Below are 25,699 nucleotides of genomic sequence, written 5' to 3' on the forward strand. Positions count from 1 at the left end.
ACGAAGGTCTTCCTGGGCGTGGTTTTTCTTGTAACCCGGACAAGCCCTCGTTCAAGTAGGCGCTTACCCACTTGTTGACACTGGTTCTACTGACTTTCAAAAATTGCGCAATTTGAGTGCGAGACTTGCCATCTTGAAAATGCGCCAGTGCCAGTAAACGCATCTTCATTTGTATAGACTTTTGCTTACGAGCAAGCGCTGTGAAGTCCGTATTTTTGAAGTCATCCATAGAGTCATCATCAAGTAAGGCTGGGTGGGAACAATTAGACCATATCTTTACTTAGATTGGTATGAGTCGCCTGTTAGCAGTCTCATTGACAACGCTTAGCTCAATAAGAGGCTCAGTTTCCTCTTTTATGCATATTTTTAATAGAACAAATATTTAGTGTGTTTGGTATTACTCATTTATGGTAAAGGGTTAAACTGGGATTGTTTTTTAATGATGGGACATAAGTGATGACTCAAATGAGTGGTTTTCAACTTAATAATATTCGTGGGGTTATTTTTGACCTAGATGGTACCTTAGCCCATTCCAATCCTGACTTTGTAGGTCTGCGCGCAGAGCTAGGCATTGCCTCTGGTATGGATGTGCTTGAGCATGTCAACAGTCTAAGTGATGCTGTGGCGCGTAACCAAGCGCTTGAGCTTATTCATGATTATGAAATACGTAGCTCTCAAGCCTCTACCTGGGTAGAAGGAGCCAAAGAGCTGATTGCATATTTACATAAAAGATCACTGCCGCTGGCAATTTTAACGCGCAATATTCCCGAGGCTGCGCACATGACCATCAATAAGCTGGGCATTGATATTCCGCTGGTGTTAACGCGCCATGATGCCGAGCCCAAACCCCATCCCGAAGGCATTCAGTTAATTTGCCAGCAATGGCAGCTAGCGCCGCAAGACATCTTATATATAGGTGATTATTTGTTTGATCTGCAAACCGCACAAAATGCCGGTAGCCGCTGCGCACTCTACTTCCCTGAAAACGCCCCCGATTACGCACAAGATGCCGATATGCTTGTTACTTGCTATCACCGTTTTATTGATGAGTGGCAACAACATAACGAGCATAAGTGATAGGTGATCACGCTACTGTATGAAGTTTAAGTAGTTTAGAACACTGCTTAATTTGCTATTGGGTGACTTAAGTGCTGCTTTGGCGTAATCTTGCGGTTTTCAAATGATGAGCAAGGTGGAGTCTCGTGAGCCAAAGTCAGGTGTCTCAAAAAGGCCTTATTGCCTTAATTGAACGGGTAGGAAAACATATTCCTGATCCGGTTATTATTTTTATTTGGTTTTTTATTGGGGCACTACTGCTAAGTGCTGTTATGGGAGGCCTACAGTTTGAAACCTTTGGCAGCGAAGGTGAACCCATGCAGTGGCAAATTAAGGATATGCTGGCTGCGGAAAATGTGGTTTGGCTATTCGATAATGCCATTTTAAATAACTGGCTTGGTTTTGGTGGTGGTGTGCTTGGGGTGATTTTAATCGTCATGCTGGGCGTGGGCGTGGCGGAACACTCAGGATTATTTGGCGCAATTCTTAAAAAGATTAGCCGTTCCTTACCAGAAAAGTGGCTACCCTTATTGCTTGTTTTTATTGGTATTATGTCTTCTATTGCCACAGATGCCGGCTACTTAGTGCTTATTCCACTAGCGGGGTTATTGTATGCAGGGCTAGGCAAAAATCCATTAATTGGCATGGCGGCAGCATTTGCAGGGGTTTCCGCCGGCTTTAGTGCTAACTTAATTCCTGCCACTCCCATTGATGTTATTATGGGAGTTAACGCCCAAGTGTTTGCGAAAGCACAAAATATTCCATTTGTTAACGCTAACGGTGAGCCGCTAACACCTGCCACCATGAATTATTACTTTATCTTGGTATCCACCTTTGTGCTTGCTGCTGTGGGCTCTTGGGTGACGTTAAAAGTAGTTTCTCCTCGTTTAGCACAAAAGCCTTTTGTTATACCAGAAGAGCTAACAATCACCGACTTTGATCTGTCTTCACAAGAGCGCCGAGGCTTGCGTGCTGCAGGCATAGGTTTGGTGCTGGCGTTACTGGCGCTATGGGGGCTAGCTACTGGTCCTTTGGCGGATTACAACACGGGCGATGGGCAAGTCGTTAAGCCTTTTATCAATAACATCATTTTAATGATCACCTTTGTATTTTTAGTAGTAGGGGTGGCGTTTGGAGTCGCGAGCGGTAAGTTTCGCTCTATGATGGATGTTGTCTCGGCCATGGTGAAACAAATGGACACCATGGGCTATATTTTAGTACTCACTTTCTTTTGTTATAACTTTCTTGGGCTGCTGAGCTATAGCGGGCTGGGTGCCTATATTACCTATTTGGGCGCATCGTCACTGGTTGCGCTGGGCTTACAAAGCTACCCTATATTATTATTAGTCGGATTTGTGTTAGTGACTGGGGTTATTAATATTTTTGTGGGCGGCCTTACCTCAAAATGGATGCTACTGGGGCCTATTTTTATCCCTATGTTATACATGGTTAACTCAGAAATGACGCCAGACCTAGTGGCTGCCGCGTTTCGGGTTGCTGACTCTGCGACTAATATCATTACTCCTATGATGAGCTACGCCGGTATTATTTTGGCCTTTATGCGCAAGTATAATCCTCAGCTGACCTTTGGTGAGATGATTGCAATGATGGTGCCTTATTCATTAGCCTTTATGGTGGTTTGGATTGCACTATTGATTGGCTTTTTCACCTTAGACATTCCTCTCGGCTTTTAAAAAGTAAAACAGATGCTGTACTGAAACACCCACATCTGTGGGTGTTTTAGTATCCAGCCATCTTTTATTTAGCCGTTTTAGCTCCTTAGCGTGACAAAAGAGAGTGATCTGGTTGATGTTAAGAATGACATTCAATATCATTTAGCAACTTAATGAAATGGATATGAGAGACAAATAGTGGAAAAGTACAGTACTGCTCAATTAGTGATCTTGTCTTTACTAGGAAGTGTCGCTGTTAGCGCAAATGCCGCACAAGACAAGGCGTCTGGCGTATATCAATTTGAGCAGATTACTGTGCTCGGTAGCGCACAAGAGTCTGAGGTTTTCGTTAATCCGGCCTCTGTGAGTGTGGTTGGGCAAGAAGAAATAAAAAATATTGCTCCTCAGTCTGTGGCCAGTTACCTGCGCAAAGTGCCGGGGGTACAAATAATAGAAGAGGGCGTTGAGCGTATTTCTATTCGGGGCGAAGGCTCTAACCGCGTGGCCATTGCGATTGATGGACAAAAGCTTTCTGATCACAGCGGTTATGGTCAGCCGTTATTAATAGACCCAGCCAGCATAGAGCGCATTGAAGTTTTACGTGGCTCGTCTTCAGTGGTGTCGGGCAGCCGCGCCATTGGTGGCGTGGTGAATATTATTACTAAAAAAGGCGCTGATAAACCACTCGAAGTCACCACCAGTGCTGGTTACTTTTCTGCAACCCGTGGCTATCGTGCCTCAACCAGTATAGCCGGCAGCCAAGGCGACTTTGATTATCGATTAGGTTTTTCTCGCTCAGAGCTAGGTGATAGACAAACTGCAAACCAGCGTTTAACACCCAGCGATAGTGATGATAAAAACTACTCGGGCCACTTAGGCTATAGCCACGGCAAGCACAGCTTCGCTATTAAGGCCATGGAATATGAAGTAGCCGCTAAGCCCTACACTAAAGATTACAACGTAGACTTTGATATTGATATTGATCTTCCGAAGCGAGAACTCACTAAATATGCGTTTTTTTACCAAGGTGATGATCTCACTGAACAGATAAAAAAGTTAAAAGTTGATGTTTTTCAGCAGGATATAGAAAGAGAACTATATAATGATATTACTCCTAAAGATTATGTTATTGCGGAAGACCCTAGAACGCCGCGGAACATTATTGCAACTTCTAGTGATAAGCAGCGTACCCAAGGCATTAACCTGCTATCTGAGCTGGAGTTAATAGAAGAGCACGATACTGTTATAGGCTTGGAGTATGAAAAGGATAACTTAGAAAGTAAGAAAAATAATATAATTACTTCTGGCGGAGGCATGTCATTTCCTAGCATCAACTATGATGAAGCTAACATTACCACCCAATCTGCTTTTATTCAGCATTCGGTTCCCTTGCACGAAGATATCACGGCTACCCTAGGTGCACGCCATTATCGAGTAGAAGCTAAACAAGATAAATCTTTAACTAACAATAAACCTAATGATTTGTTGAATAATTCTGATAGCCACACCGTGGGTGCAGCAAGCTTAGTATGGCAACCTGCAGATGCTTGGATATTACGCGCTAATGTATCTCAAGGTTATGTCTACCCCACCTTAGGGCAGTTATTTTTAACAACTATTTCTGGCGGGACTGTTGTTAATAATAATGCTGAATTGCAGCCGGAAACTTCAATTACGTATGAAACTGGTGCCCGTTTTCAAAATGAGAGTTGGATACTAGATGCCAACCTTTTTTATAGCAGGGCAAAAAACTATATTAAATCCGTTCCTACCAATTCGGGTCGTAAAGATGAAATTAACAAGAACCTAGATCAAGCCAACAGCTTTGGCTTGGAGTTACAGCTAGAAAAAGAACTGGTTGATCTAAACCTAACGCCTTATGTTACCGGCACCCTAATGCGCCGCGAGCTTAAAACCGCAGATTATACAACCTATGACAGCGGCACTCCCAGCTTCTTTGGTCAGGTAGGGGTTAAACAAGCCCACGATATAAACGACTGGCAAGGTGAAGTCGACTTTTATGTACAAGCCGCCACCAAAGCTAAAGATATTACGGACGATCGTAGGGGAGATTTATACAGTGCCGGTTACGGCGTATTTAACCTGCGCTACAACCTAACTAACTTTGATAACCTGCGCTTTGGTGTTGAGTTAAATAACTTACTCGATAAAGACTATCGCCAAAGTAAAGAAGAAATGCGCGGCGCAGGCCGAAGCTTTAACGCCTTTGCCAGCTACACCTTCTAGCCTATAACGAGGTGGCGCTAAGTCATCACAACGCTATTCAATAGGCGGTAATTCATTACCGCCTATCCTTCACTACCCAGACATCCAGCTCACTTCCCTAGATAACTTCCCTAAACAGTCATTATTCTCTATTTAAATATCCAACCTACTTATCATGACAGTCATGGTTAGTTAGGCTTCCCAAAATGCTCCCGTGCAAGCATCTTCTTCATTCGCTTTTCTAGCCATGCTCGGCGGTGCTCATAGCTGCGCCCTGTGGCTTTGTCTTTGCCGCATAAAAATACCCCTCTTACTGTGCGGCTCACAGTGATAAAAGGGCGTATCTTGTAAACTAATCTGCTCTACTCGTGGTTTAGGCATCCTAGCCTCCCCAATCATTCAAAATTAATTTGACTATCTAAGTGTAGACCGCTGTTTAAAATTTAAATACTTAACTGGCTGTCTGCTTAATAAGGGTGGGCGCGAGTGAGTTGAGTTGGGTGTCTTAGTAAATAAAGTTTGTTGTACAAGCTTGACCTAAATGTACAACATGAGCTAAATTGCATTCATTAGCTGTACAAAAGGATATTACATGTACAAGTTTGATCCCCAGATTATTCGCGTTGGCATCAGTGGTTGCTTAATTGGGCAAAAAGTACGTTTTGATGGTGGTCATAAACGTTCCGATTTTTGTACCAATCAACTGGCAAAGCATGTTGAGCTCGTGCCTCTTTGCCCCGAAATGGCCATTGGTTTAGGTACGCCACGCCCCAGTATTCGGCTGGTTGGTCAGGGTAGTGAGGGTGAAGAAGTTATTGCCCAAACTGCCAAAGGCGATGATGTTACCGAGGCCTTGCGTGACTACGGCAAGAAAATGGCGGCGCAGTTTTCAGGATTAAGCGGCTATGTGTTGTGCGCTAAATCGCCCAGCTGTGGCATGGAGCGCGTGCGGGTTTATCATGAAAGCGGTAAAGGCAATGCCAAGGTTGGCGTGGGTATTTATACCGCCGAGTTAATGAAAGCTTTGCCATTACTGCCTTTAGAAGAAGATGGTCGGCTGAATGATGACATATTGCGCGAAAATTTTGTGACGCGTATTTTTGCGCTGCATGATTGGCAGTGCCTGTGTCATGAAGGGTTAACCAGTGGCGGATTGATTGCGTTTCATAGCCGTTATAAATACTTACTAATGGCGCACCACAGAGACAGCTATCAGGCATTGGGTAAGCTATTGGCTGACTTATCATCAGACGTAGAAGCGAAAGCCGAGGCATATATTGCCGGATTAATGAGCGCCTTAGCGAAGCCGGTAACCCGCAAAGAGCACACCAATGTGTTGCAACATTTGCAGGGTTATTTTAAGCGCGATCTTCATTCTCGCCAGCGCCAAGAGCTTGCCCACACCATACATCAGTACCGAGACGGCATGTTGCCTTTGCTGGCGCCCATTACGCTGTTACGTCACTACTTAAATGAATTCCCTAATGACTATCTGCAACAGCAGGTCTACTTAAATCCGCATCCGGAGGCATTGCGATTACGCTATGGCATCTAATTCTCACTCTACGCCACCCATTCAATATCCCATTCCGATCCGTGAGGTGGCAAAGTTAACCGGCATCAATCCCGTTACGTTACGTGCTTGGCAGCGCCGTTATGGACTTATAACCCCAGCGCGTACCGAAAAAGGCCATCGTTTATATAGCGAGCAAGATGTGGCCACTTTACGCCAAATACTGCATTGGTTAGAGCAAGGAGTGAGCATAGGGCAAGTGAAAGGCTTACTGGAGCAGCCCGAACCTCAAGCTAGCGGCTCAAATTGGCAGCAGGCGCAAGACACGCTTATGCGCTCAGCCTGTGAGCTAAATCTCAATCGTTTGGCCACTGAGCTACAAGACTTAATCAATCTTTATCCTGTGGAGTTGATTTTGCGTCGTGTGATAGAGCCTTGGCTATTGGCATTAAGTCAGTTGCAGCGCCCCGATGCGCAACTGATTGAGCAATGTGCCAGCTCGCTGTTAACACGATTATTGCAGCAGTTATTAACCATTAAAAGCGGCCCCGTGATTGCGGTGGCCAGAGTAGGGCAAGTATCGGAGCAGGCCGCATTATTGGTGCAATTTGAGCTACAAGGGCTTGAGTGTCGCAGTATTAATTTAGGCTTGTTAGACCCAGTTACTTTGCCATTGGCCGAAGGGCGACTCAAGTTTGACGCCCTTGTGATCGTACTCGGCAGTGGTTTAACGGGGCGAGATGTTAGTGAGATGAATAACGTATTGCCAGAGCATTGCTTTTTGGTTGGGGAGCTTGGGCGAATTTATCAATCCCAAGAGAGCCTAGCACGTCCATATTCAAGCACGGTCAGTGAGCTTGCGAGGGAAGATAATGCAGCATTTAGTGTGGTTTAGATCTGACTTAAGAGTGGCAGACAACCCAGCACTCTATGAAGCCTGCGCCAATGGTGCTCAGGTGAGTGCTATCTATGTTGATTGCCCTGAACAATGGCAGCTACATCATCGCTCGCCAATACAAAGGGACTTTTTAAGCCGTCATTTGCAAGCATTAAGCGAACAGCTGGCCGCTTTAGGTATTCCTTTTACCCTGTTAAGTGCTAACACTTTTGCAGAGGTGCCTGAGGTATTGGCTGCTTGGTTAGCGAAACATCCCCACCATGCCTTATATGCCAACAGAGAAGTGGCGATTGACGAGCGCCGCCGTGATAAATCCGTGCAGCAGCGCGTAAAAGACATCATAGATATTCGGGTCTTTAATGGTGACTGTGTCTTTAACCCAGGCAGCCTAACTACCTTAAATGGCGATATGTATAAGGTGTTTACCCCCTTTGCCAAAACCTGGTTAGCCGCGCTACGTAATACCGGATACCGCCTATTGCCCGCTCCTAACGCCCAAGGCGATGCCCTCGCTGTTACCCAGTGCGATTTGAGTGGTGAGCGTACCTGTAGTAAGCAGTGGCCGGCGGGCGAAAAGCAGGCGGCCGAGCAACTGGCCTTATTTTGCGATAGCCACTTATTGGATTATGGACAGCGACGAGATTTTCCGGCCGTGACTGGCACCAGCCAATTATCGCCTTATTTAGCGCTAGGCATTCTCTCGCCCAATCAATGTTTAGCGGCCATAGAGCAGGCATTAGGTACCTTGCCTACCAGTCGCGGTGAACGTGGTTTTATGTGGTTAAACGAAATTATTTGGCGTGAATTTTATCGTCATTTAATGGTGGCGTATCCGCGACTATCGATGAATCGCGCTTTTAAACCCGAAACCGAGGCACTGCAATGGAGCCAAGACCAAGCAGGCTTTGCAGCTTGGTGCCAAGGTCAAACCGGCTATCCCATTGTTGATGCGGCCATGCGTTGTTTGAATGAAACCGGTTGGATGCATAATCGCTTACGCATGATAGTGGCCAGCTTTTTAACCAAAGACTTACACCTAAGTTGGCGTCAAGGCGAAGACTACTTTATGTCACGCCTTATTGATGGCGAGTTGGCGGCCAATAATGGTGGTTGGCAGTGGGCCGCAGGCACAGGCGCCGATGCCGCCCCGTATTTTCGCGTGTTTAACCCCAGTACACAAAGCAAGCGCTTTGATGAACAAGGCGACTTTATTCGCCAATGGGTACCCGAGCTTGCCAAAGTGCCCGCTAAGTTTATTCATCAACCACAAACTTGGTTAGAGCAACATCAGTTGGGGCATACCTATCCGCCGCCCATTGTGGATCATAACCGAGCGCGTAAATATGCGATTGCGATGTTTGATGCGCTAAAAGATCAGGAGCCATCATGAGCCAAAGTGCCCCTAGATTATGCCGCCGATGGCTGGCAAGTGGTGGCAGTAGGGCGAGATGCCGATAAGTTAGCCCATGCCCTAGAGGAATAAACTCAAGGCTTTGCGCTTAATTGGCGCTATACCCTGGCGGTGCCCGTAGATGGTAAGGTGTGGGATATCGACTTTAACGACTGGATGTACCAACTGGACGAGCATAGAGTATTAAATCGTGCAGACATGACCAAGTGGGGCATATAAAGTCGGTGAAGTAACGCTATGGATAGAGCGCAAGCACTAGCCACTAGCTGAGGAAAGAGAGACCCAAGCTGAATTTGAATGGTTAAAGTGTAAACAGCTAACGACACTACAAGAGAGGCCGTTATCACTTTTGGTCTAAACAAGGATTAATATGAAACCCAGTCTTGCTATTATCGGGGCCGGCTTGGCCGGATTAACCTTAGCGCGTGAGCTGAGCGAACAGGCTGAGATTAGCCTGTTTGAAAAAGCACGGGGCTTAGGTGGGCGTATGTCGACCAGAAGAAATGCCACTCATCAGTGGGATCATGGTGCACAGTTTTTTACCGCCCGTAGCAAAGCTTTTCAGTCACAGCTTGCGCCTTTTATTGAGGCGGGTAATGTGGTGGAGTGGCAGCCTAATATTATTACCTTAAGCCCAAGTGATAAGCCGTTTAAGCGCCCTTGGTTTGAGCCGCATTATGTGGCGGCACCGGGTATGAATTTTTTGCTTAAAGCCATGAGTGGTGAACTAAATATCCAGTTGAGTACTCGAGTTGAAACTGTCACCCGAGCACAGGATAAGTGGCAATTATTTGATGAACATGCGCAGTTATTGGGGGAGTATGATTGGGTGGTAAGCTCTGCACCTTTACCCCAAACCCAAGCTTTACTGCCCAAGGCCTTACTGGGCGATGACTTGGCGCAATATCACATGCAGCCTTGCTATGCATTATTGTTGACGGTTGACGATGCTGAGTTACCGCATTGGGATGCGGCTAAAGTGAATCACAGCGCTATTCGTTGGATTTCCTTTAATCACAGGTTACCTGGGCGTAATGCTAAGGCGGGCACTGTGGTGGTGCATACTCGCTCAGACTGGGCCGCTGAACACTTAGAAGATGATCAAGAGCAGGTGAAACAGATATTACTGAACACCTTTTGTGAGTTAACTCAAGTGATCCCTGAGGCGATTACCCTAGCTCAGCTGCATCGCTGGCGCTATGCGTTAAGTGCAGAAGTGATTGAGCCAGAATCTGAATTTATTTTAAATGTAGAGCAAAAGTTAGCGGCCTGTGGTGACTGGTGCTTAGGGGGGCGAGTAGAAGCTGCTTTTGCCAGTGCTCACCAGTTGGCGGGGGCACTACGCAAGGTATTAGCCTAGTTTCCAGATGATTGATGCAGCAGAGTGATTGATACAATAACCAATAAAACCACAGTGAATTAAATACAGTTAATAAGGAAGTATGTGTGAAAACAGGTGTGATGTTAGTGAATCTAGGAACCCCCTCAGCGCCCACCACCAAGGCAGTACGGGCATTTTTAGGGCAGTTTTTGCATGATTATCGCGTGGTCGATTTAACTCGCTTTTTATGGTGCCCGATCTTGCACGGAGTGATCTTGCCGTTTCGCTCGCCTAAAGTGGCGAAATTATATGAGTCGATTTGGTGGGAAGAGGGCTCGCCCTTAATGGTGGTGAGCCGTCGCCAACAAGCGGCATTAAGCCAACAGCTGGCCGAGCAAGATATTCCGGTGGTGTTGGGTATGAGCTATGGCGAGCCATCTATTGAGAGTGCTTGGCAAGAGCTTAAATCTGCAGGAGTAGAAAAGGTAATTATTTTGCCTCTCTATCCTCAATACTCGGTGAGTACTTCGGCGTCTGTCTTTGATAGCTGGGCGAAGATCATGAAAAAAGAGCGCCAAATTCCTTACTTTAGCTTTATTCGCGATTACTATAATCACCCCAGCTACATTAAAGCGCTGGCTGATTCTGTACGTCAAGACTGGCAAGAAAATGGCCAAACTGAATTATTGTTATTGTCTTATCATGGCATTCCTAAGCGGTTTGAAAACCAAGGTGACCCTTACGGGCATCAGTGCCACAAAACCTCAGAGCTGTTAGCAGCAGAGTTGGGGCTTGAGCCTCATCAGTGGCGCACCACCTTTCAGTCGCGCTTTGGCCGAGAAGAGTGGCTACAGCCCTACACAGACGAAACCATGCAAGCGCTACCTAAAGAGGGCGTTACAAGCATCAGTGTTATTTGTCCGGCTTTTTCCGCTGATTGTCTAGAAACCTTAGAAGAAATTAGTGGGGAAAATAAAGAGTACTTTATGGAAGCGGGGGGCGAGCGCTACCATTATATTCCGGCACTGAATGACAATAGTGCGCACATCCAAATGATGGTCGATTTAGTCCGCGCAGAAATAACGGCCAGTTAATTAACTTTATCTTGATTAGCTAAGTATGAATTAGGCATCATTACCCTGAGTAATGATGCCTCATTATTTGCAGCCGTGCTTATGCGCTGTAACTAGCGGCTTGGCATTATAAAATAAGTGAACAAGGTGAGTGCGAACATGCGCATAATATATAAAGTGGTGATGGTCATTGCCGCATTGGTACTCTGGTTTGCTGTGCAACAGTGGCGAGGCCCAGAGCTGGCTGCATTAACGGTGGAGTTAAAGCCGTTAGAGTTACGCATTGTGGCCAGTGGCGAGGTGCGCTATCAATCGCTGGCGCGTATTGGCAGTGAAGTCACCGGCACAGTGATTGCGCGTCATGTTCGAGAAGGGGATTGGGTTCATCAAGGTGACTTACTGATAGAGCTTAACCCCACAGAGGCTCAATCACGCCTTGATCAAGCCCAAACCTTGTTACAACAGCTAGAAACCATTACCCGCCCGCAAGCGCAAGCCGCATTGGCAGAGGCCACAGAAAATGCGCGCCAAGCTCGCCGTGAGGCACAGCGCCGGCAAACATTGGTCAACCAAGGCACGCTGTCTGTTGAGCAAGCAGAGCAAGCTCAGCGACAGCAACACAGCACCCAAGTATTACTCACTCAAGCCAAGCTCACCGCAGGTTCTGTATCTGAGCAAGGCAGTGAAGCGCGTTTATTAGCACAGCGCATTGCTAGTGCCCAAGCGGAGCTGGCTAAAACCCGCATTTATGCGCCTTTTACCGGACGAGTACAATCGCGTAATGTGGAGCCTGGCGATGTGGTACAAGCTAATGATGTACTGCTAGAAATCGCACGCAGCACTCAGCAAACCCAGCAAGATGAATTAGAAGTAGTGGTGGCTTTGGATGAGAAAAACCTTAGCCCCTTGCAGCTTGAGCAACCGGTGCAGCTAATTGCCGATGCCTGGCCTGAGCAAGAAATCTCTGGGGTGGTAAGCTTTATTGCGCCTGCTGTAGACAGTGGCCGCGGTACCATAGATGTGCATATTCGCCTGTTGCATGATAATGCCCAAACGCGGGCACTGCTGCCGGGTATGACGGTCTCTGCCAATATTATTGCCAACAAGCGGGCGGCCACCTTGGTGCTACCTAATGATTATCTTCAGTTTAATAATAGCGGCCAGGCGCAAGTGATGCGCTGGCAACAGGGAAAAGTACAAAGCGTAGCAGTACAATTAGGGCTGCGTAATATGAGCCACAGTGAAGTGATCTCTGGCCTTGAACAAGGCGATATAGTGGTGCAAAACCAAGCGCTGGATGATGGTCAGCGCGCCCGAGTTCGCATAGAGCAAGCCCCGCATGTTATTCGTTAATCGCGCTCGTCGTTTAGCCGACTCGTTATGGATAGAGTGGCGAATTGCGCTGCGTTTTTTGGCCGACAACCCACTGCAAACCTTACTGATCAGCATTGCTATTTCGGTAGGTACGGCAGTGATTGTGTTTATTACCGCGTTAATGATGGGTCTGCAAAGCAATGTCATAGAGCGCACATTAGGCACGCAAGCTCATATTCGTATTGAAGCCACTCAGTTACAAAATCAGCTGTCTGCCATTGCTGCAGATAAATATATTTGGGCTTTAGAAAGCCCACGGGCACAAGGCTTACAAACCATTAATAACTGGCAAGAGGTGCGGCAAACACTAGACAGCTATGCGCCTTTACTGCCCATAGTACAGACGGTATCTCCTTTGATCTCTGGGCCGGCTTTTGCCCAAAAAGGCACGGCGCGTGCCTCTGTCGCCTTAATGGGGGTTGAACCAGAGCGCTATAGCGGCATTATTGATTTACACGCCTATTTGCAAGCGGGGCGCTTTAGTATTGAGGCCAGTGATGTGTTAATTGGCAGTGAGCTGGCCAACGATTTAGGGCTAAGCGCTGGCGATAAACTGCGCCTAGATGCCGGGGACAATCGGCAAACTGTGGTAACGGTGGCGGGCATTTTTGAGCTTGGGGTGCGAGAGCTAGACAGTCGCTATGTGTATACCAACCTTAAGCAAGCCCAAAGCCTGTTAAATTTGCCCGGTGGTGTGTCTGTATTAGAGCTTAAAATTACCGAGGTATTCAGTGCCGATTATTGGGCACAGCGCATTCGGCAATTAACCGGGCTAGATGTACAAAGTTGGATGGACAGCAATGCTCAACTACTGAATGCGCTACGTTCACAAAGCATGACCACGCAAATGATCCGCGTATTTGTTGCCTTATCGGTCATTTTTGGTATTGCCAGTGTGTTGGCGGTGAGCGTGGTACAGCGCACCCGAGAGATTGGAATATTGCGCGCCATGGGTAGCTCGCAACAACAAATTTTGCGGGTGTTTTTGTTACAAGGCGGCTTACTGGGATTAGCCGGCTCTTTATTAGGGGTGTTGGTTGGCTTTAGTTTGGCGCAATTATTTAACAGTGTTGGCGAGCGTTTGTTTGTCATAACCCTTGAGCCATCAATGATGATCTCGGCTATTTTAATTTCAGTGACCGCCGGCGTCATCGCCGCCGCCGTGCCAGCACGTCGTGCGGCTCATTATGATCCTGCGGTGGCAATTCGTTATGTTTAAATCTAAGCCTAAGTCTAAATCTAAGTTGTCTGCACCCGCAGCTTCATCTGAGGTGGTGTTAGCGCTGACTAAGTTAAATAAAGTGTTTAACCCTAATACAGAGTTAGAAAATCATGTGTTACATGATATTTCGTTACAGGTTAAGCGAGGCGATTTGGTTGCCTTAGTGGGCACCTCGGGCTCAGGTAAAAGCACCTTACTCAATATTATGGGGCTACTCGATGTGGCCTCCTCTGGCGAGCTGCATATTGATGGCCAGCTCACTCAAGGCTTGCCAGAGCTGGCGCGCACGCAGCTACGCAGTGAGTCCATTGGTTTTGTGTTTCAGTTTCATCATTTAATTAGCGCCTTTAGCGTGCTCGATAATGTGCTGATGCCATTAATGTTGCGCCATGGTAAACCCTCAGCCGAACAAAAAGCCTATGCCCGTTATTTATTAGCAGAAGTGGGCTTGGCGGATTATATGCAACAACCCACCAATCGGTTATCTGGGGGCCAGCAACAAAGGGTGGCCATTGCTCGTGCTTTAGTGACTCGCCCGGCCTTAATATTAGCGGATGAACCCACGGGCAACTTAGATACCCAAACCGCAGATGAGGTTTTTCATTTATTTGAGCGTTTTAACCAAGAGCACGATTGCGCCATTGTGATTGTCACCCACGATCCCAGACTCAGCGCCCGTTGCCCTCGCACTATTCGTTTAACCGATGGCCGTATACTATACGATGGCCATTCTAATCAGCATCCCCAAGAGTAATAAAAGTATTAGGAGAACAAAGAGACAATATTAGATATACTCGTGGCCTGTAACCCCCTTATTATCGAGCCTGAAAACGGCAATATAATATCACTTTGGCCGACATGGATAACGTCCAGCCATATCGACTGCCCTATTGGGAATATATAAGCGGTGGCAACGCAATGCTTGTTTTATAAATAGCGACTCATTTTATATCGCACATTAATAAGCGCATTGTTATTTTATTCTTATAAAGGCGACCTTTTATGACTCCAGCACGCCAAGTGTTAGCTGATTTACAACATATTCAAAATCAGATTGCACACCATGCACCGCTTGACGATATATTATCCGCTATTATTGATATGGTCGCCGCCCAGCTGTCTGATGCCTCAGTGTCGTTTATGTTGCTCTCGCCAGAGGATAACACCTTAAGCGTGGTTGCCAGCCATGGCTTGTCTGATACTTATTGTCAGGCCGCACAGCAGGTGCCTGTCGGGCCCAATATCGCCTCTTGTGGTGCCAGTGCTTATCGTAAAAAGATAGTGATTACTCCCGATATTGAAGCGGATATTAATTGGCACACCTTTCTACCATTGACGCGTGCCGAAGGGCTGGTCTCTTGTTGGTCTGCACCTGTCTTAAGTGTCGATGATACGACATTAGGTACTTTTGCCACTTATTATCGAGACATAAGAGAGCCGACCCAGCTCGAAACAACCCAATTAATGCAAGCCGCTAATTTGGTTGCTTTGGCCATTGCTCGCCAACAGGATCGTCAAGCAGTACAAAGACAAGAACAGCGTTTTAGCTCTTTGTTTACCCAGCAGCACGATGCTGTATTTGAAATGGATCTCACCGGCCATTTTTTGAATACTAATCCCGCTGTTACGCGTCTTATTGGTTTTTCGCCAGAACAACTGGTTGGTGTTCACTTTGAAAAATTTGTTGTAAAAAAAGATTATGCACGCACCCAAGAGGCATTTGAACAGGCTTGTTTGGGGCGTCCGCAATACTTTGATATTGATGTCTATAATGTGCAGCAGCATATTCTTCGTCTGCATATTACTAACCTTCCCATTATTGTTGATAACAAAATAGTGGGTGTCTACGGTATTGCGCGTGACGTTAGTGCTCAGTATCAGCAAGAAGCTGAATTACGCTTGTTACAGCGTGGTATTGATGCCAGCCGTAATGGGGTGGTGATGGCGGATGCCAGTGTGCCTGAGTTACCTGTGGTATATGTGAATGCCGCTTTTGAAGAAATAACCGGATATAGCAAAGCTGAGGCCGTGGGGGTTAATTGTCGGTTTCTGCAAGGAGAAGGTACAGATCCTGATGCGGTTGCTCAGGTCCGCCTAGCCATTACTGAGCGCCGTGAGCAACAAGTCACCTTGTTGAATTATCGTAAAGATGGTACGCCATTTTGGAATTTATTCAGTCTAGCGCCTGTCTTTGACGAGCAAGGGGAGTGCACCCATTTTGTGGGCATTCAGCAAGATGTGACTCGCCAGCAAGAAAATGAAGAAAAGCTGCGTTTTCAGCGCACCCACGACCAACTTACCGGCTTACTAAATCGCCCTTCTTTTGAATTCCACCTCAATCATCTTTATCACCATAGCCCAGACGCGCAACAGATCAGAGTGCTGGTGATGAATTTAGATGGCTTTAAAAGTATTAATGAAGGGCTCGAACATTATGTCGGCGATTGCCTATTACAGGCGGTTGCTGAGCGGTTAACGAGCTGGTTGCAACCAGAAGATTATATTGCGCGTTTAGGTGGCGATGATTTTGGCATCTTGCTGTTTAAAGCTGATGAAGACGCCGTGGCGCAAGCGGCAGAAAACTTACTTACCTTATTGTCTCGTCCTTTTGTGGTCAACGAGCATGTGTTACATATTAGTGCGAGCCTGGGTATTTCTAGTTTTGATAGTAAGTTGCATGATAGTAGTGAACTGATCCAGCGTGCTCATGTAGCCTTGCACGAGGCCAAGTTACAGGGGCGTAATATATGGCAATGTTATACCGGTCAAATAAGTGCGCCCACGCTGGAACATATTTCTTTGCGTCGTGAAATGTTCGAGGCGATAGAAGAGCAACAATTTGTTGTTTATTATCAACCATTAGTGGATGCGCGTACGGGGGAAGTGCGTAGTTTAGAAGCACTCATTCGTTGGCATCACCCCGAGCGTGGCATGGTGCCTCCGAATGATTTTATTCCTTTGGCAGAGCATACTGGACAGATTATTAGTATAGATCAGTGGGTACTACGCCAAGCCTGTTTGGATACAGTGGCGATGAATGCCAGCCGACCTCATGCGCAGTCAGTGGCGGTAGCGGTGAATATTTCTCCTATTCACTTTCGCCGAGCAGGCTTTGTTAATGAAGTGCAGCAGGTATTAGCAGAGAGTGGGCTAGCCCCTTATTTGTTAGAGCTTGAAGTGACAGAAGGGGTGTTAATGTCGGGGGCAGACACCGTCATTAAACAGCTTGATGCACTGCGCCACTATGGCGTTCGGGTTGCGATAGACGACTTTGGCACGGGCTTTTCTAGCCTTAGCTATTTACGCCAATTACCCATTAATAAGGTGAAGTTAGATCGCTGCTTTATTGAAGGCATTGATCATCAGCGAGACAGTGCCGCTATAGTGCAAGGGGTAATTACCATGGCCCATAACTTAGGGCTACAGGTGGTGGCAGAAGGGGTGGAAGCTCACGCCGAATGGGAAGACTTAACGCGTCGCGGGTGTGACTTTTTACAAGGCTACTTATTTTCTCGCCCAGTTCCGCTGATTGATGTGATGGCGCTTCCTAATCGATTACCGGTATAAATAACGGCTATACCTCGCCTTATTCAAGACGAGGTATAGCTTTAATGCCCGATAGACTTAAAGCTGTGTGCTATTTGTTGCTTGTGCGGTTAGGCGCATAGCGCCGTCTGCCGCATGAGCCAGCTCTTGGCCTTTAAGTACAAAGTGACGGCTATAATATTGCTTGTGTTCGTCGTGCTCATGAAAGTGATGCGGCGTTAAAATAGCGGTTAATACCGGAACTTCCGTTTCTAGCTGTACTTGCATTAAGCCGGTGCATACCGCTTGTGCCACAAAATCGTGGCGATAAATCCCGCCATCAACCACCAAACCGCTGCACGCAATGGCAGCATATTGGCCGGTTTTTGCCAATAACTTAGCTTGTAGAGGAATTTCGTAAGCACCGGGTGCGGCAAATACCTCTATTTTATCGGTATCGTAACCCAGCTCAGCCAGTTGGCTGCGAAAGCCGTCCAGTGCTTTCAGTACGATATCGGCATGCCAAGAAGCGTGAATAAAGGCGATGCGTTGGTTGCGGCTATTAAAGTGAGAAGTTTTCGTTGAGCTCTGATCCATGGGTAAATCCTATTATAAAATCACTGAATCAGGGCGAACGTACAGGCAAGCACAGCCTAAGACAAAGCGTGGCTTTAACTTAGGCAATGGTTCTTTGGTCAGCATTTAACGCACCACAAGCGGGTAGAAAATGACTGCATTAAAGGACATGTCTGACGCTCTCTATCATCCGGACTATCACCGTCGGCTCTGGAGTTACACCAGATCTGCTAGACCCTTTTTGACACCAATACCAAGTCAAAAAGGCGCTCGCGGGCTTTACGATGAGGAATATTTCCCCTTCATATTTACCGCCGGTGGGGAATTACACCCCGCCCCGAGAACGAAGTCGGTTACACCGACAGTGAGAATATAGAGGGTTATGATCACAGAGTAAAGCCTCGCCCTTTGGGAGCCTGCGCTTTACGCTCTGGCTTTCTCTAGTGCGCTGTAAATTTCGCTGAAGCTGTGTTGCTCTAGTGCGGCAAAACCGGGCTGTTTTTTGGCCTTAAGTTGGTTGAGTAGCGGCGTGCTGATGCCACATAAAAAGCAGCTAACCGTATGAAGGCTTAAGGGGCTTGGGTGTTGTGCTTGTAGCGACTGGCTCCATTGTTGTAATTGCGCCGTGTTAGGCAGCGCAGGAGTGGCAGGCTTGGGGAGCTGAGCGACTTGACCGGCACAGACCGAACAATGGCCGCATTGTTTGGGGGCATGATGATCGCCAAAGTAACTGGCGAGGCGCTGACTTAAACACTGTTCACTTTCAAAAAACTGGATCATTTGCTCAAGGCGATGAATTTCATTGTGTTCTTTTTGTTGAAATAACTGATGCAAACGCTGAGCTTCAGTGGCTTTATCAAGTGTGGGCGCTAATACTTGATACACTTCAATCATTTGCTTGCTTTCTAGCACAATTAAGCCTTGCTCGTGCAAATAATCTAGGGCATTGATCACCCGTTTTCGCTCACCCGAGGCGGTATGCCAAATGGCTTCAAAATCGACCTGACACCAGGTTTTTGCTTTGGGCGATCCGTGAAAAACAGCCTTTAAAAATGCCTGACGTTCAGGGTTAAAGCGGCGAATAATGTCCTCGGGTGAGGCAATAAATTTAAAACGGTAATCGCCATAGTAGCTATATAAGGGCTCTATAACGCCATTCAGCTCTAAATACACCAGTAAGGTTCTTAAAGGTAATACGCGAATATTGCAGTGGTTGGCCAAACGAATGGGCATCACTTCCCAGTGGCCATCTTGGCCGGGGAGTTCGTTAAGTAATGCCTGAATAGCCTCTGGCTCTGGCGTGTCGCCATAAACGAAGTTTTCTAGCACATTTTGCCCGGCTAAATTACCCAATAAAATACAATGCGAGGCTTGGCCATCTCGCCCAGCTCGGCCTATTTCTTGGCTGTAATTTTCAATCGACTTGGGTAAATCAAAGTGAATAACGCGGCGAATATCTGATTTATCCACCCCCATGCCAAAGGCAATGGTGGCCACAATGCAAGGCTCTTGACCCTTCATAAAGGCCTGTTGCAATTGCCGACGCTGGTCTTGTTCCATACCCGCATGATAGGCCCGAGCTTGCAGGCCGGCGGCCATTAACTGCTCTGCTACTTGCTCGGCTGTGTGTTGCAAGGTGACATACACAATCGTGGGCGCACTAGGGTTAAGGCGCACCTGTGCAATTAAAGTGTCAACTTTCTCAGGCTCAGTGACCGGCAACACACTTAGATGCAAGTTAGCCCGATAAAAGCCGGTTAACACCACATTACTTGGGGGCAGAGCAAACTTATTCTGCATATCGGCAATCACCTTGGGGGTGGCTGTGGCGGTTAATAGCAATACTTGCGGGATCTGTAAAAGCTGGCAATAGCTGGGGAGCTTTAAGTAGTCGGGCCTAAAGTTATGGCCCCATTCAGAAATACAGTGGGCTTCATCCACCACTAATAATGAAATCGGTACTTGGCCAATAAATTGGCGAAAGCGTTCATTTTTAAGTCGCTCAACGGAAATCATTAATACTTTTATCCGCCCCTCACGCACGCCTTGCATCACGTTACGGCTTTCTTCAAAGCTTTGGGTTGAGTCTATGCTGGCCGCAGAAATATTCATGCGTGCTAAAAAGGCGAGTTGATCTTGCATCAGTGCCAGCAGTGGCGAAATAACCAAAGTCAGATGGGGTAATAAAACCGCAGGGAGTTGATAGCACAGTGACTTACCCGAACCGGTAGGAAAAATAGCCGCCGCCGATTTCCCCGCCATAATGCGCTCAATAACGGCTTGTTGTCCGGGCCGTAAGCTAGAAAAGCCAAAGTGTTGTTGTAAGGTGTTGAGTAGCGTCATTATGATTGCCCCGAAAAAGCCATGCCTATAGCTTGGCTTGTGGTCAGTGTTTTAGCAACGTTAAAGCAGCGCCAAGCGCTCATCTACAAAAAAGCCAAGATCTCAACTCGGATCTTGGCTTGAAATTGTTAGCTCGGCGCTGAGTTAGCTTTTTAGAAGGTCATAAAGTCTTGATGGAAGGACTTTTCACAGTAATTACAGCGAAAGCGAACCTGATCCTTCACAGCTCGTACTTTAAACTTACTATTAACCGGCTCATTGTGGCTAATACAGTTAGAGTTAGGGCAAGAAAAAACATCTTCTACTTGCTCAGGAAGCTCTAATTGCAGTTTTTCTACGACTTCAAAGTCTTCAATAATATTAACGGTGGCATTGGGCGCAAATAAGGCTAATTGATTGGCTTGATCCGCAGAAAGCCGGGTGTTCTCTACCTTAATAATATCTTTAGACCCCTGGGCTTGAGAGGGAAGATTAAGACCAACGGTAATCTTTTCTTTGGTTTGCACCAGTCTAAACAACTGTAAAATTTTAATACCCTGACCCGCAGGAATATGGTCGATAACAGTACCACTGTGAATGGCTTCAACTTGTAATTGGCTTTTATGCATCAGAATATCTCTCACAGGCTTTTATTGAGTACTAAGGCAAGTAACGCTTGACGGGCATAGACGCCATTTTCTGCCTGTTCAAAGTAGTAAGCATAGGGGGTGTCGTCTACTTCAGGCGAAATTTCATCAATGCGTGGCAGAGGGTGCAAAATCTTTAAGCTATCTTTAGCGCCTTCTAACACCTCGGGGGTGAGCACATACTTTGAAGCAACATGCACATATTCTGTTTCGTCAAAGCGCTCTTTTTGTACGCGCGTCATATACAGAATATCTACTTCATCCATCACTTCTTCTATGCTGTCACGAAACTCAAAATTAAGGCCTTTTTCTCTGAGTTCATCACATAAGTATTCGGGCATGGCCAGCGCTTGTGGCGCGACAAAATAGAACTTACAGCCAAATAAGCTTAAAGCCTGAGTCAGCGAATGTACGGTACGGCCATATTTAAGATCCCCGACAAAGGCGATGGTTAAGCCTTGTAGTGTGCCTTGGGTTTCGTAAATGGTGAATAAGTCTAATAAGGTTTGGGTGGGGTGCTGGTTAGAACCGTCACCGGCATTAATCACGGGTACTGACGAAAACTCAGCCGCTAAGCGGGCGGCACCTTCTTGGGGGTGGCGCATTACAAAGGCATCACAATACGAGCTGATGACTTTTACCGAATCTGCCAAGGTTTCGCCTTTTTTAGCAAGCGAGGTACTGGTGCTATCAGAAAAACCAATAACGGAGCCACCTAGCCGCTGAATGGCGGTTTCAAATGACAAGCGAGTTCGGGTTGATGCTTCAAAAAAACAGCTGGCCACCACTTGGCTTAGCAATACATCGCGGTGAGGCTGTGCTTTTAGCTTAACAGCGGTATCTATAATGAGCTCAAGCTCGGGGCGCGTGAAATCAGAGATAGAAATAATATGCTTTTGATATAGGGGATTTGCCATCAGCAACGCTCTTGCAGGTATAAGGTTGGAGCCACAAAAAAGCCCCATAACGGGGCTTTTAGAATGAATAGATTGCCAACGCGAGTGCCTTGACCGCCACCAAGAGGGGCGATAGGTAATAATACAGACTGTTTAACTACAGTAATGTGCATGTATTAGTCACTCCGAGCGCGTGCGAATCTTACGGATTATAAAGAAATGTCTGCTATAAGCAAAACATCTGATAAAAATGGTGAAAATATCAGCGAACGAACTGATTAATCAGAAATAGCCCTTTACCTTTGAATGAATATCTCTATAATTCACCTCGTATTGCAGGGGTGTAGTTCCAATTGGTAGAACGGCGGTCTCCAAAACCGACGGCTGGGGGTTCGAGTCCCTCCACCCCTGCCAACTTCTTGCAAAAGCCAGCTTAACAGCTGGCTTTTTGCGTTCTGGAGTATCAACAATGACGCCACACCAAGTTAAACTCTGGCAGTTATTAGCATTACCTGCCTGGCAATGCGCCCACCCCGAACGATTACCTTTTGCTCCATTGCCTGCCGTGCCTGCTGCTGATGTCCTTATTGTGCTTGGCCAAGGGAAAATACTACCCGCTTCATTTTCAGGTGACATTATGTGTGCGCTCTCACTCACAGATAGCCAATTACAGGTAATGGATGAAGCCGCTTGGTTAGCAGAAGATAAGCCCAGTGCCCCTATTTTGCTTGGGTTTAATATCACCAGTAGTGTGGAAGCTTTTAGCTGGCATGCCAGCCTACCTTTGTCTGCCACCGATAAAAAAGCATTGTGGAGTCGCTTATGTCACCTTTATTTCGCCCACTAAACCCTGACTGTCTCGACGCTATGTTAGTAATTGAGCAGGCCGCTCATGCTCATCCTTGGAGCCGTAACCTGCTGGCGGACAGCTTTGGTGAGCGTTATTTTACCGGTTCGCTCTGGCAAACAGTGCCTATCACGACGACGCAAGAGAGCACAGAGCAGCTGGTGGGCTACTTTATTGCCGATTGCGTACTGGATGAAAGCACATTGATGAATATTTGTGTGGCGCCAAAATGGCAAGGGCAGGGTTTAGGCCGGCTACTGATGAAGCATTATTTACAGCAGTGTACGCTGCGCGGTATTAACCAATGCTGGCTTGAGGTAAGGGCCTCTAATATTGCGGCTCAGGCGCTGTATGCTGCCTGTGGTTATCAAGAAAATGGCCGTCGGCGTCATTATTATCAAACCCACTCGGGAAGCGAAGATGCGGTATTAATGGCATTAACATTAAGCAACTAGCCAAACTCTCCCTATACTAATAGGCACACTCTCTGTTCAAGGGTGAAATATGAGAGCATTGCCGATAGCCATGTTAAATCTCAGTCGCCCAATGCTGAGCCTACTCTGGATTTGTGGTGGGTTGCTTGGGTCGCAGTATGCACAAGCAGACTTGTATCGTTATCACGATGCCAATGGCATGGTGCACTATAGCGATAATCAAAGCTATCACGTCAAGCCGCTACCTATTAATGGTCAAGAACATCGCCTGCATCGTGATGGCGTCTTGATGCGAGTCGTTAAAAAAGCAGACGGCCATTATCTGTTTGTGTTAAATCGTCTAACTCAGCCTGTGGATCTTAGGTTGCGTTTGCAAGCACAGCAGAATGTGCAGGTGCCCCCACAACTTCGCCAAGTGTTGCGTATTCCTGCTACTCAAGAGCTATTTATTGGCAAACTGTCGCCTAAAGACGAGGGCGATTGGCATTATGATAAAGAGTTTGATTATCATAATGTTGCAAACCTTGTCGAAAACAATGTCGAAAATAATGCTCAAAACAAAGCCGAAAACAGTGCCGCTAACGCCAGCACTCAGTTTGATGCGCGACAAATCAGCCTACCAGATGATTTTGTTAGTCATATTAATCCTAAACCCTATTTTTCTGACCATCCCAACTTAGCCTCACCGGTGAAAGGGCGTTATCGCATTGCCCAAGGGTTTAATGGCGATTTTAGCCATAACAAGCCCTCAAACCGCTACGCATTAGATATTGCATTGCCGATGGGCACCCCGCTATATGCCGCTCGGTCTGGGGTGGTGACGGCGGCAGTCGATACTTATGTTGGCGGCGGTTTAACTGCCAATTATCGCGGCAAGGCAAATTATCTTAGAATACGTCATGACGATGGCACTATGACGCTTTATGCGCATTTGCAAACTGGATCTCTACGGGTACGTAAGGGGGAGCGGGTTAAGGTGGGGCAAAGGGTAGCGGCTTCGGGTAATACCGGTTATAGCTCAGGCCCCCATTTGCACTTAGCGTTACAAATGATCAACGCAGGGCGTAAAGAGTCCATTCCTTTTACCTTGCAAGGAAGTCAACCTAAAACCGGCTTGTGGTTAGCAAGCTCAGCTATGGGCGATCCGTAGTGAATAAACGAATGCTGAGAACCGCTTAATCTAAGGGAAAGGGAGTGATGTCTGGTTTTTCTTGGGGGTTAATCTTTATTGTTTGAAGTTAAGTGCTGTTATTTATGTTGGTTGTGAGGCTTTATGTTGCTGTGGTTGGGTTGTTGAGCTTAAAACCAGTTGATTTATCCATTTTTATATGGCCTTTTACGGTATCTTTTATATAAAAATCAAAGTAAATGGGCAAGATATTAAGATGGCAGAGTTAATTGATGTGGTAAGAAGCGACTCACGTAGCATCAGTCACTATACGAAAGTGCTGGGCCCTGGGATTTTGGGCGCGGCAGCGGCCATTGGTGGTTCGCATTTAGTGGCTTCAACACAGGCTGGTGCTATTTATGGCTGGCAGCTGGTTGGGCTTATTTTATTGGTTAACTTGCTTAAGTATCCGTTTTTTCAAATCGGTGCACGCTATACCATGGCGGCAGAAGAAACCTTAATTCAGGGCTATGATCGCATTGGCCGCGGTTACCTTTACTTGTTTACTGCGTTAAACATTGTAGCGTCAGTGATCAGCACCGCTGGGGTGGCCATGTTGTGTGGCAGCATCTTGGGGTTATTTATTGGTGATAGCCTAACGGTTACGCAGTTAAGCATGATAGTGCTGGCGGGCTCGTTAGTCTTTTTAATAACCGGCCATTATAAAGCACTTGATAAAGTGGCTAAGTGGGTCATTGTCGGCTTGGCGGTGGCCACAGTTACGGCTGTCTGCATTGCATTAAATAAAGGCGGTGTGGCGCCACCGGACTTTGTCTCTCCTAGCCCCTGGAATATGGCTTCTGTGGGATTTTTAGTGGCGCTAATGGGATGGATGCCCGCTCCCATTGAGTTATCTACTTGGAACAGTGTTTGGTTACGTCAAAAAAAGTCTCTTAATCAAAGCCTGGATTATAAAGATGCCTTAGTTGATTTTAATGTCGGCTATATTACGTCAACTTTGTTGGCGTTAGCCTTTGTAGCATTAGGTGCATTAGTGTTGCACGGTAGTGGCACTAGCTTTGCCAGCTCGGGTATTGGTTTTGCTCATCAGTTAGTGAATGTATATGCCAGCGTGATCGGTGAATGGAGCCGCTGGTTGATCGCCTTAATTGCTTTTTTATGCATGTTTTCTACCACCATTACGGTGTTAGATGGCTATAGCCGTGCACTCAGTGAGTGCTTTGTTCAGTTTCAGCAAGCTCAAGGCAGTGGCCCAACGGGCACCGGCAGTCGTTACACTTACCCTTTAATGATAGCAATGGGCATTATCAGCGCCTTTATTATTATGTTTTTTAAAGGCGCGTTGTTGGCCATGCTAGAGCTGGCCATGATCTCTGCTTTTATTAGTGCGTTGGTATTTGCTTGGCTAAATTACCGGCTGATGAAGCTACCCCAAGTCCCCAAGCAGTATCGCTTAGGTCGCGGTATGGCGCTGTTAAGTTGGGTCGGTATTGTGTTTTTTACAGGCTTTAACCTTCTCTTTGGTTATTGGTATGTCTTTGTTAAATAGCGCACAG

At 46.7% G+C, this 25,699-nt stretch carries 23 protein-coding genes, 1 tRNA gene and 1 riboswitch; of the genes, 18 read left to right on the forward strand and 6 right to left on the reverse strand.

Annotated features, from left to right (window positions below; translation table 11 throughout):
* A partial coding sequence (locus J3U76_RS01400; RefSeq protein WP_424022290.1) for a helix-turn-helix domain-containing protein occupies window positions 1-169 on the reverse strand: 169 nt, incomplete at its 3' end.
* Between the two features lie 287 nt (window positions 170-456).
* Here J3U76_RS01400 and J3U76_RS01405 point away from each other — a divergent pair.
* From J3U76_RS01405 to J3U76_RS01465, 13 genes are all read left to right on the forward strand, one after another.
* Entirely contained in the window at window positions 457-1,077 is a 621-nt protein-coding gene (locus J3U76_RS01405; RefSeq protein ID WP_243453986.1) for an HAD family hydrolase, read from the forward strand.
* 125 nt (window positions 1,078-1,202) lie between these two features.
* The gene (locus J3U76_RS01410) at window positions 1,203-2,750 is read left to right on the forward strand and encodes an AbgT family transporter (protein WP_208003895.1); all 1,548 of its coding nucleotides are present in this window, start codon (window positions 1,203-1,205) and stop codon (window positions 2,748-2,750) included.
* Window positions 2,751-2,927: 177 nt separating this feature from the next.
* Window positions 2,928-4,976, forward strand: coding sequence for a TonB-dependent receptor domain-containing protein (locus J3U76_RS01415; RefSeq protein ID WP_208003896.1), 2,049 nt, complete (start codon window positions 2,928-2,930; stop codon window positions 4,974-4,976).
* Between the two features lie 571 nt (window positions 4,977-5,547).
* The gene (locus J3U76_RS01420) at window positions 5,548-6,510 is read left to right on the forward strand and encodes a YbgA family protein (protein ID WP_208003897.1); all 963 of its coding nucleotides are present in this window, start codon (window positions 5,548-5,550) and stop codon (window positions 6,508-6,510) included.
* On the forward strand, window positions 6,500-7,363 hold the full coding sequence (locus tag J3U76_RS01425) for a MerR family transcriptional regulator (RefSeq protein WP_208003898.1): 864 nt from the start codon (window positions 6,500-6,502) through the stop codon (window positions 7,361-7,363). Before J3U76_RS01420 ends, J3U76_RS01425 begins: the two co-directional genes overlap by 11 nt.
* The gene (gene phrB / locus J3U76_RS01430; protein WP_208003899.1) at window positions 7,341-8,756 is read left to right on the forward strand and encodes a deoxyribodipyrimidine photo-lyase; all 1,416 of its coding nucleotides are present in this window, start codon (window positions 7,341-7,343) and stop codon (window positions 8,754-8,756) included. Before J3U76_RS01425 ends, phrB begins: the two co-directional genes overlap by 23 nt.
* A gap of 150 nt (window positions 8,757-8,906) precedes the next feature.
* Window positions 8,907-8,996 (forward strand): DUF3833 family protein, encoded by a 90-nt coding sequence (locus tag J3U76_RS14360; RefSeq protein WP_341534280.1) that lies wholly within the window; start codon window positions 8,907-8,909, stop codon window positions 8,994-8,996.
* Window positions 8,997-9,147: 151 nt separating this feature from the next.
* Complete coding sequence (locus J3U76_RS01440; RefSeq protein ID WP_208003900.1) at window positions 9,148-10,137, forward strand: NAD(P)/FAD-dependent oxidoreductase; 990 nt, start codon at window positions 9,148-9,150, stop codon at window positions 10,135-10,137.
* Between the two features lie 101 nt (window positions 10,138-10,238).
* Entirely contained in the window at window positions 10,239-11,192 is a 954-nt protein-coding gene (hemH, locus tag J3U76_RS01445; RefSeq protein ID WP_208004135.1) for a ferrochelatase, read from the forward strand.
* Window positions 11,193-11,330: 138 nt separating this feature from the next.
* A complete protein-coding gene (locus J3U76_RS01450; protein WP_208003901.1) occupies window positions 11,331-12,524 on the forward strand; it encodes an efflux RND transporter periplasmic adaptor subunit in 1,194 nt (397 codons plus the stop codon).
* On the forward strand, window positions 12,511-13,764 hold the full coding sequence (locus tag J3U76_RS01455) for an ABC transporter permease (protein WP_208003902.1): 1,254 nt from the start codon (window positions 12,511-12,513) through the stop codon (window positions 13,762-13,764). The genes J3U76_RS01450 and J3U76_RS01455 overlap by 14 nt, the downstream gene beginning before the upstream one ends.
* On the forward strand, window positions 13,757-14,521 hold the full coding sequence (locus J3U76_RS01460) for an ABC transporter ATP-binding protein (protein WP_208003903.1): 765 nt from the start codon (window positions 13,757-13,759) through the stop codon (window positions 14,519-14,521). Before J3U76_RS01455 ends, J3U76_RS01460 begins: the two co-directional genes overlap by 8 nt.
* 248 nt (window positions 14,522-14,769) lie before the next feature.
* The gene (locus J3U76_RS01465) at window positions 14,770-17,334 is read left to right on the forward strand and encodes an EAL domain-containing protein (RefSeq protein WP_208003904.1); all 2,565 of its coding nucleotides are present in this window, start codon (window positions 14,770-14,772) and stop codon (window positions 17,332-17,334) included.
* A gap of 57 nt (window positions 17,335-17,391) precedes the next feature.
* On the opposite strand, the gene J3U76_RS01470 is transcribed toward J3U76_RS01465, so the two are convergent.
* The 5 genes from J3U76_RS01470 to J3U76_RS01490 all read right to left on the reverse strand — a co-directional run bounded on the left by J3U76_RS01470 (window position 17,392) and on the right by J3U76_RS01490 (window position 21,906).
* Entirely contained in the window at window positions 17,392-17,889 is a 498-nt protein-coding gene (locus tag J3U76_RS01470; protein WP_208003905.1) for a 6,7-dimethyl-8-ribityllumazine synthase, read from the reverse strand.
* A 153-nt stretch (window positions 17,890-18,042) separates the two neighbouring features.
* Window positions 18,043-18,217: riboswitch (FMN riboswitch) on the reverse strand.
* 74 nt (window positions 18,218-18,291) lie between these two features.
* Window positions 18,292-20,211 (reverse strand): RecQ family ATP-dependent DNA helicase, encoded by a 1,920-nt coding sequence (locus tag J3U76_RS01475; RefSeq protein WP_208003906.1) that lies wholly within the window; start codon window positions 20,209-20,211, stop codon window positions 18,292-18,294.
* A gap of 152 nt (window positions 20,212-20,363) precedes the next feature.
* Window positions 20,364-20,822: an aspartate carbamoyltransferase regulatory subunit gene (pyrI, locus tag J3U76_RS01480; RefSeq protein ID WP_208004136.1), complete on the reverse strand. Its 459-nt coding sequence runs from the start codon at window positions 20,820-20,822 to the stop codon at window positions 20,364-20,366.
* Window positions 20,823-20,830: 8 nt separating this feature from the next.
* Window positions 20,831-21,754 carry an aspartate carbamoyltransferase gene (pyrB, locus tag J3U76_RS01485; protein WP_208003907.1) on the reverse strand — a complete coding sequence of 308 codons (924 nt, stop codon included), beginning with the start codon at window positions 21,752-21,754 and terminating at the stop codon, window positions 20,831-20,833.
* A complete protein-coding gene (locus tag J3U76_RS01490; protein WP_208003908.1) occupies window positions 21,754-21,906 on the reverse strand; it encodes a hypothetical protein in 153 nt (50 codons plus the stop codon). Before J3U76_RS01490 ends, pyrB begins: the two co-directional genes overlap by 1 nt.
* 164 nt (window positions 21,907-22,070) lie before the next feature.
* Between J3U76_RS01490 and J3U76_RS01495 the strand changes: the two genes are divergently transcribed.
* From J3U76_RS01495 to J3U76_RS01515, 5 genes are all read left to right on the forward strand, one after another.
* Window positions 22,071-22,147 (forward strand) — tRNA-Trp (locus J3U76_RS01495).
* 55 nt (window positions 22,148-22,202) lie between these two features.
* A complete protein-coding gene (locus J3U76_RS01500) occupies window positions 22,203-22,580 on the forward strand; it encodes a DNA polymerase III subunit psi (RefSeq protein ID WP_208003909.1) in 378 nt (125 codons plus the stop codon).
* Entirely contained in the window at window positions 22,556-23,035 is a 480-nt protein-coding gene (rimI, locus tag J3U76_RS01505; protein ID WP_243453987.1) for a ribosomal protein S18-alanine N-acetyltransferase, read from the forward strand. The genes J3U76_RS01500 and rimI overlap by 25 nt, the downstream gene beginning before the upstream one ends.
* A 49-nt stretch (window positions 23,036-23,084) precedes the next feature.
* Window positions 23,085-24,164: a peptidoglycan DD-metalloendopeptidase family protein gene (locus tag J3U76_RS01510; RefSeq protein ID WP_208003910.1), complete on the forward strand. Its 1,080-nt coding sequence runs from the start codon at window positions 23,085-23,087 to the stop codon at window positions 24,162-24,164.
* Between the two features lie 235 nt (window positions 24,165-24,399).
* Entirely contained in the window at window positions 24,400-25,692 is a 1,293-nt protein-coding gene (locus tag J3U76_RS01515; protein WP_208003911.1) for an NRAMP family divalent metal transporter, read from the forward strand.
* Window positions 25,693-25,699 lie beyond the last annotated feature (7 nt).

This window comes from Oceanisphaera pacifica (assembly GCF_017498065.1).
GTDB lineage: Bacteria > Pseudomonadota > Gammaproteobacteria > Enterobacterales > Aeromonadaceae > Oceanimonas > Oceanimonas pacifica.

What these genes read in the sequence shown, in the direction of transcription:
- J3U76_RS01405 (WP_243453986.1), top strand. Translation starts at nt 457, where the DNA reads ATGACTCAAATGAGTGGTTTTCAACTTAATAATATTCGTGGGGTTATT.
- J3U76_RS01420 (WP_208003897.1), top strand. Translation starts at nt 5,548, where the DNA reads ATGTACAAGTTTGATCCCCAGATTATTCGCGTTGGCATCAGTGGTTGC.
- J3U76_RS01425 (WP_208003898.1), top strand. Translation starts at nt 6,500, where the DNA reads ATGGCATCTAATTCTCACTCTACGCCACCCATTCAATATCCCATTCCG.
- phrB (WP_208003899.1), top strand. Translation starts at nt 7,341, where the DNA reads ATGCAGCATTTAGTGTGGTTTAGATCTGACTTAAGAGTGGCAGACAAC.
- J3U76_RS01440 (WP_208003900.1), top strand. Translation starts at nt 9,148, where the DNA reads ATGAAACCCAGTCTTGCTATTATCGGGGCCGGCTTGGCCGGATTAACC.
- hemH (WP_208004135.1), top strand. Translation starts at nt 10,239, where the DNA reads ATGTTAGTGAATCTAGGAACCCCCTCAGCGCCCACCACCAAGGCAGTA.
- J3U76_RS01450 (WP_208003901.1), top strand. Translation starts at nt 11,331, where the DNA reads ATGCGCATAATATATAAAGTGGTGATGGTCATTGCCGCATTGGTACTC.
- J3U76_RS01455 (WP_208003902.1), top strand. Translation starts at nt 12,511, where the DNA reads ATGTTATTCGTTAATCGCGCTCGTCGTTTAGCCGACTCGTTATGGATA.
- J3U76_RS01460 (WP_208003903.1), top strand. Translation starts at nt 13,757, where the DNA reads ATGTTTAAATCTAAGCCTAAGTCTAAATCTAAGTTGTCTGCACCCGCA.
- J3U76_RS01465 (WP_208003904.1), top strand. Translation starts at nt 14,770, where the DNA reads ATGACTCCAGCACGCCAAGTGTTAGCTGATTTACAACATATTCAAAAT.
- J3U76_RS01470 (WP_208003905.1), bottom strand. Translation starts at nt 17,889, where the DNA reads ATGGATCAGAGCTCAACGAAAACTTCTCACTTTAATAGCCGCAACCAA.
- J3U76_RS01475 (WP_208003906.1), bottom strand. Translation starts at nt 20,211, where the DNA reads ATGACGCTACTCAACACCTTACAACAACACTTTGGCTTTTCTAGCTTA.
- pyrB (WP_208003907.1), bottom strand. Translation starts at nt 21,754, where the DNA reads ATGGCAAATCCCCTATATCAAAAGCATATTATTTCTATCTCTGATTTC.
- J3U76_RS01490 (WP_208003908.1), bottom strand. Translation starts at nt 21,906, where the DNA reads ATGCACATTACTGTAGTTAAACAGTCTGTATTATTACCTATCGCCCCT.
- J3U76_RS01500 (WP_208003909.1), top strand. Translation starts at nt 22,203, where the DNA reads ATGACGCCACACCAAGTTAAACTCTGGCAGTTATTAGCATTACCTGCC.
- rimI (WP_243453987.1), top strand. Translation starts at nt 22,556, where the DNA reads ATGTCACCTTTATTTCGCCCACTAAACCCTGACTGTCTCGACGCTATG.
- J3U76_RS01510 (WP_208003910.1), top strand. Translation starts at nt 23,085, where the DNA reads ATGAGAGCATTGCCGATAGCCATGTTAAATCTCAGTCGCCCAATGCTG.
- J3U76_RS01515 (WP_208003911.1), top strand. Translation starts at nt 24,400, where the DNA reads ATGGCAGAGTTAATTGATGTGGTAAGAAGCGACTCACGTAGCATCAGT.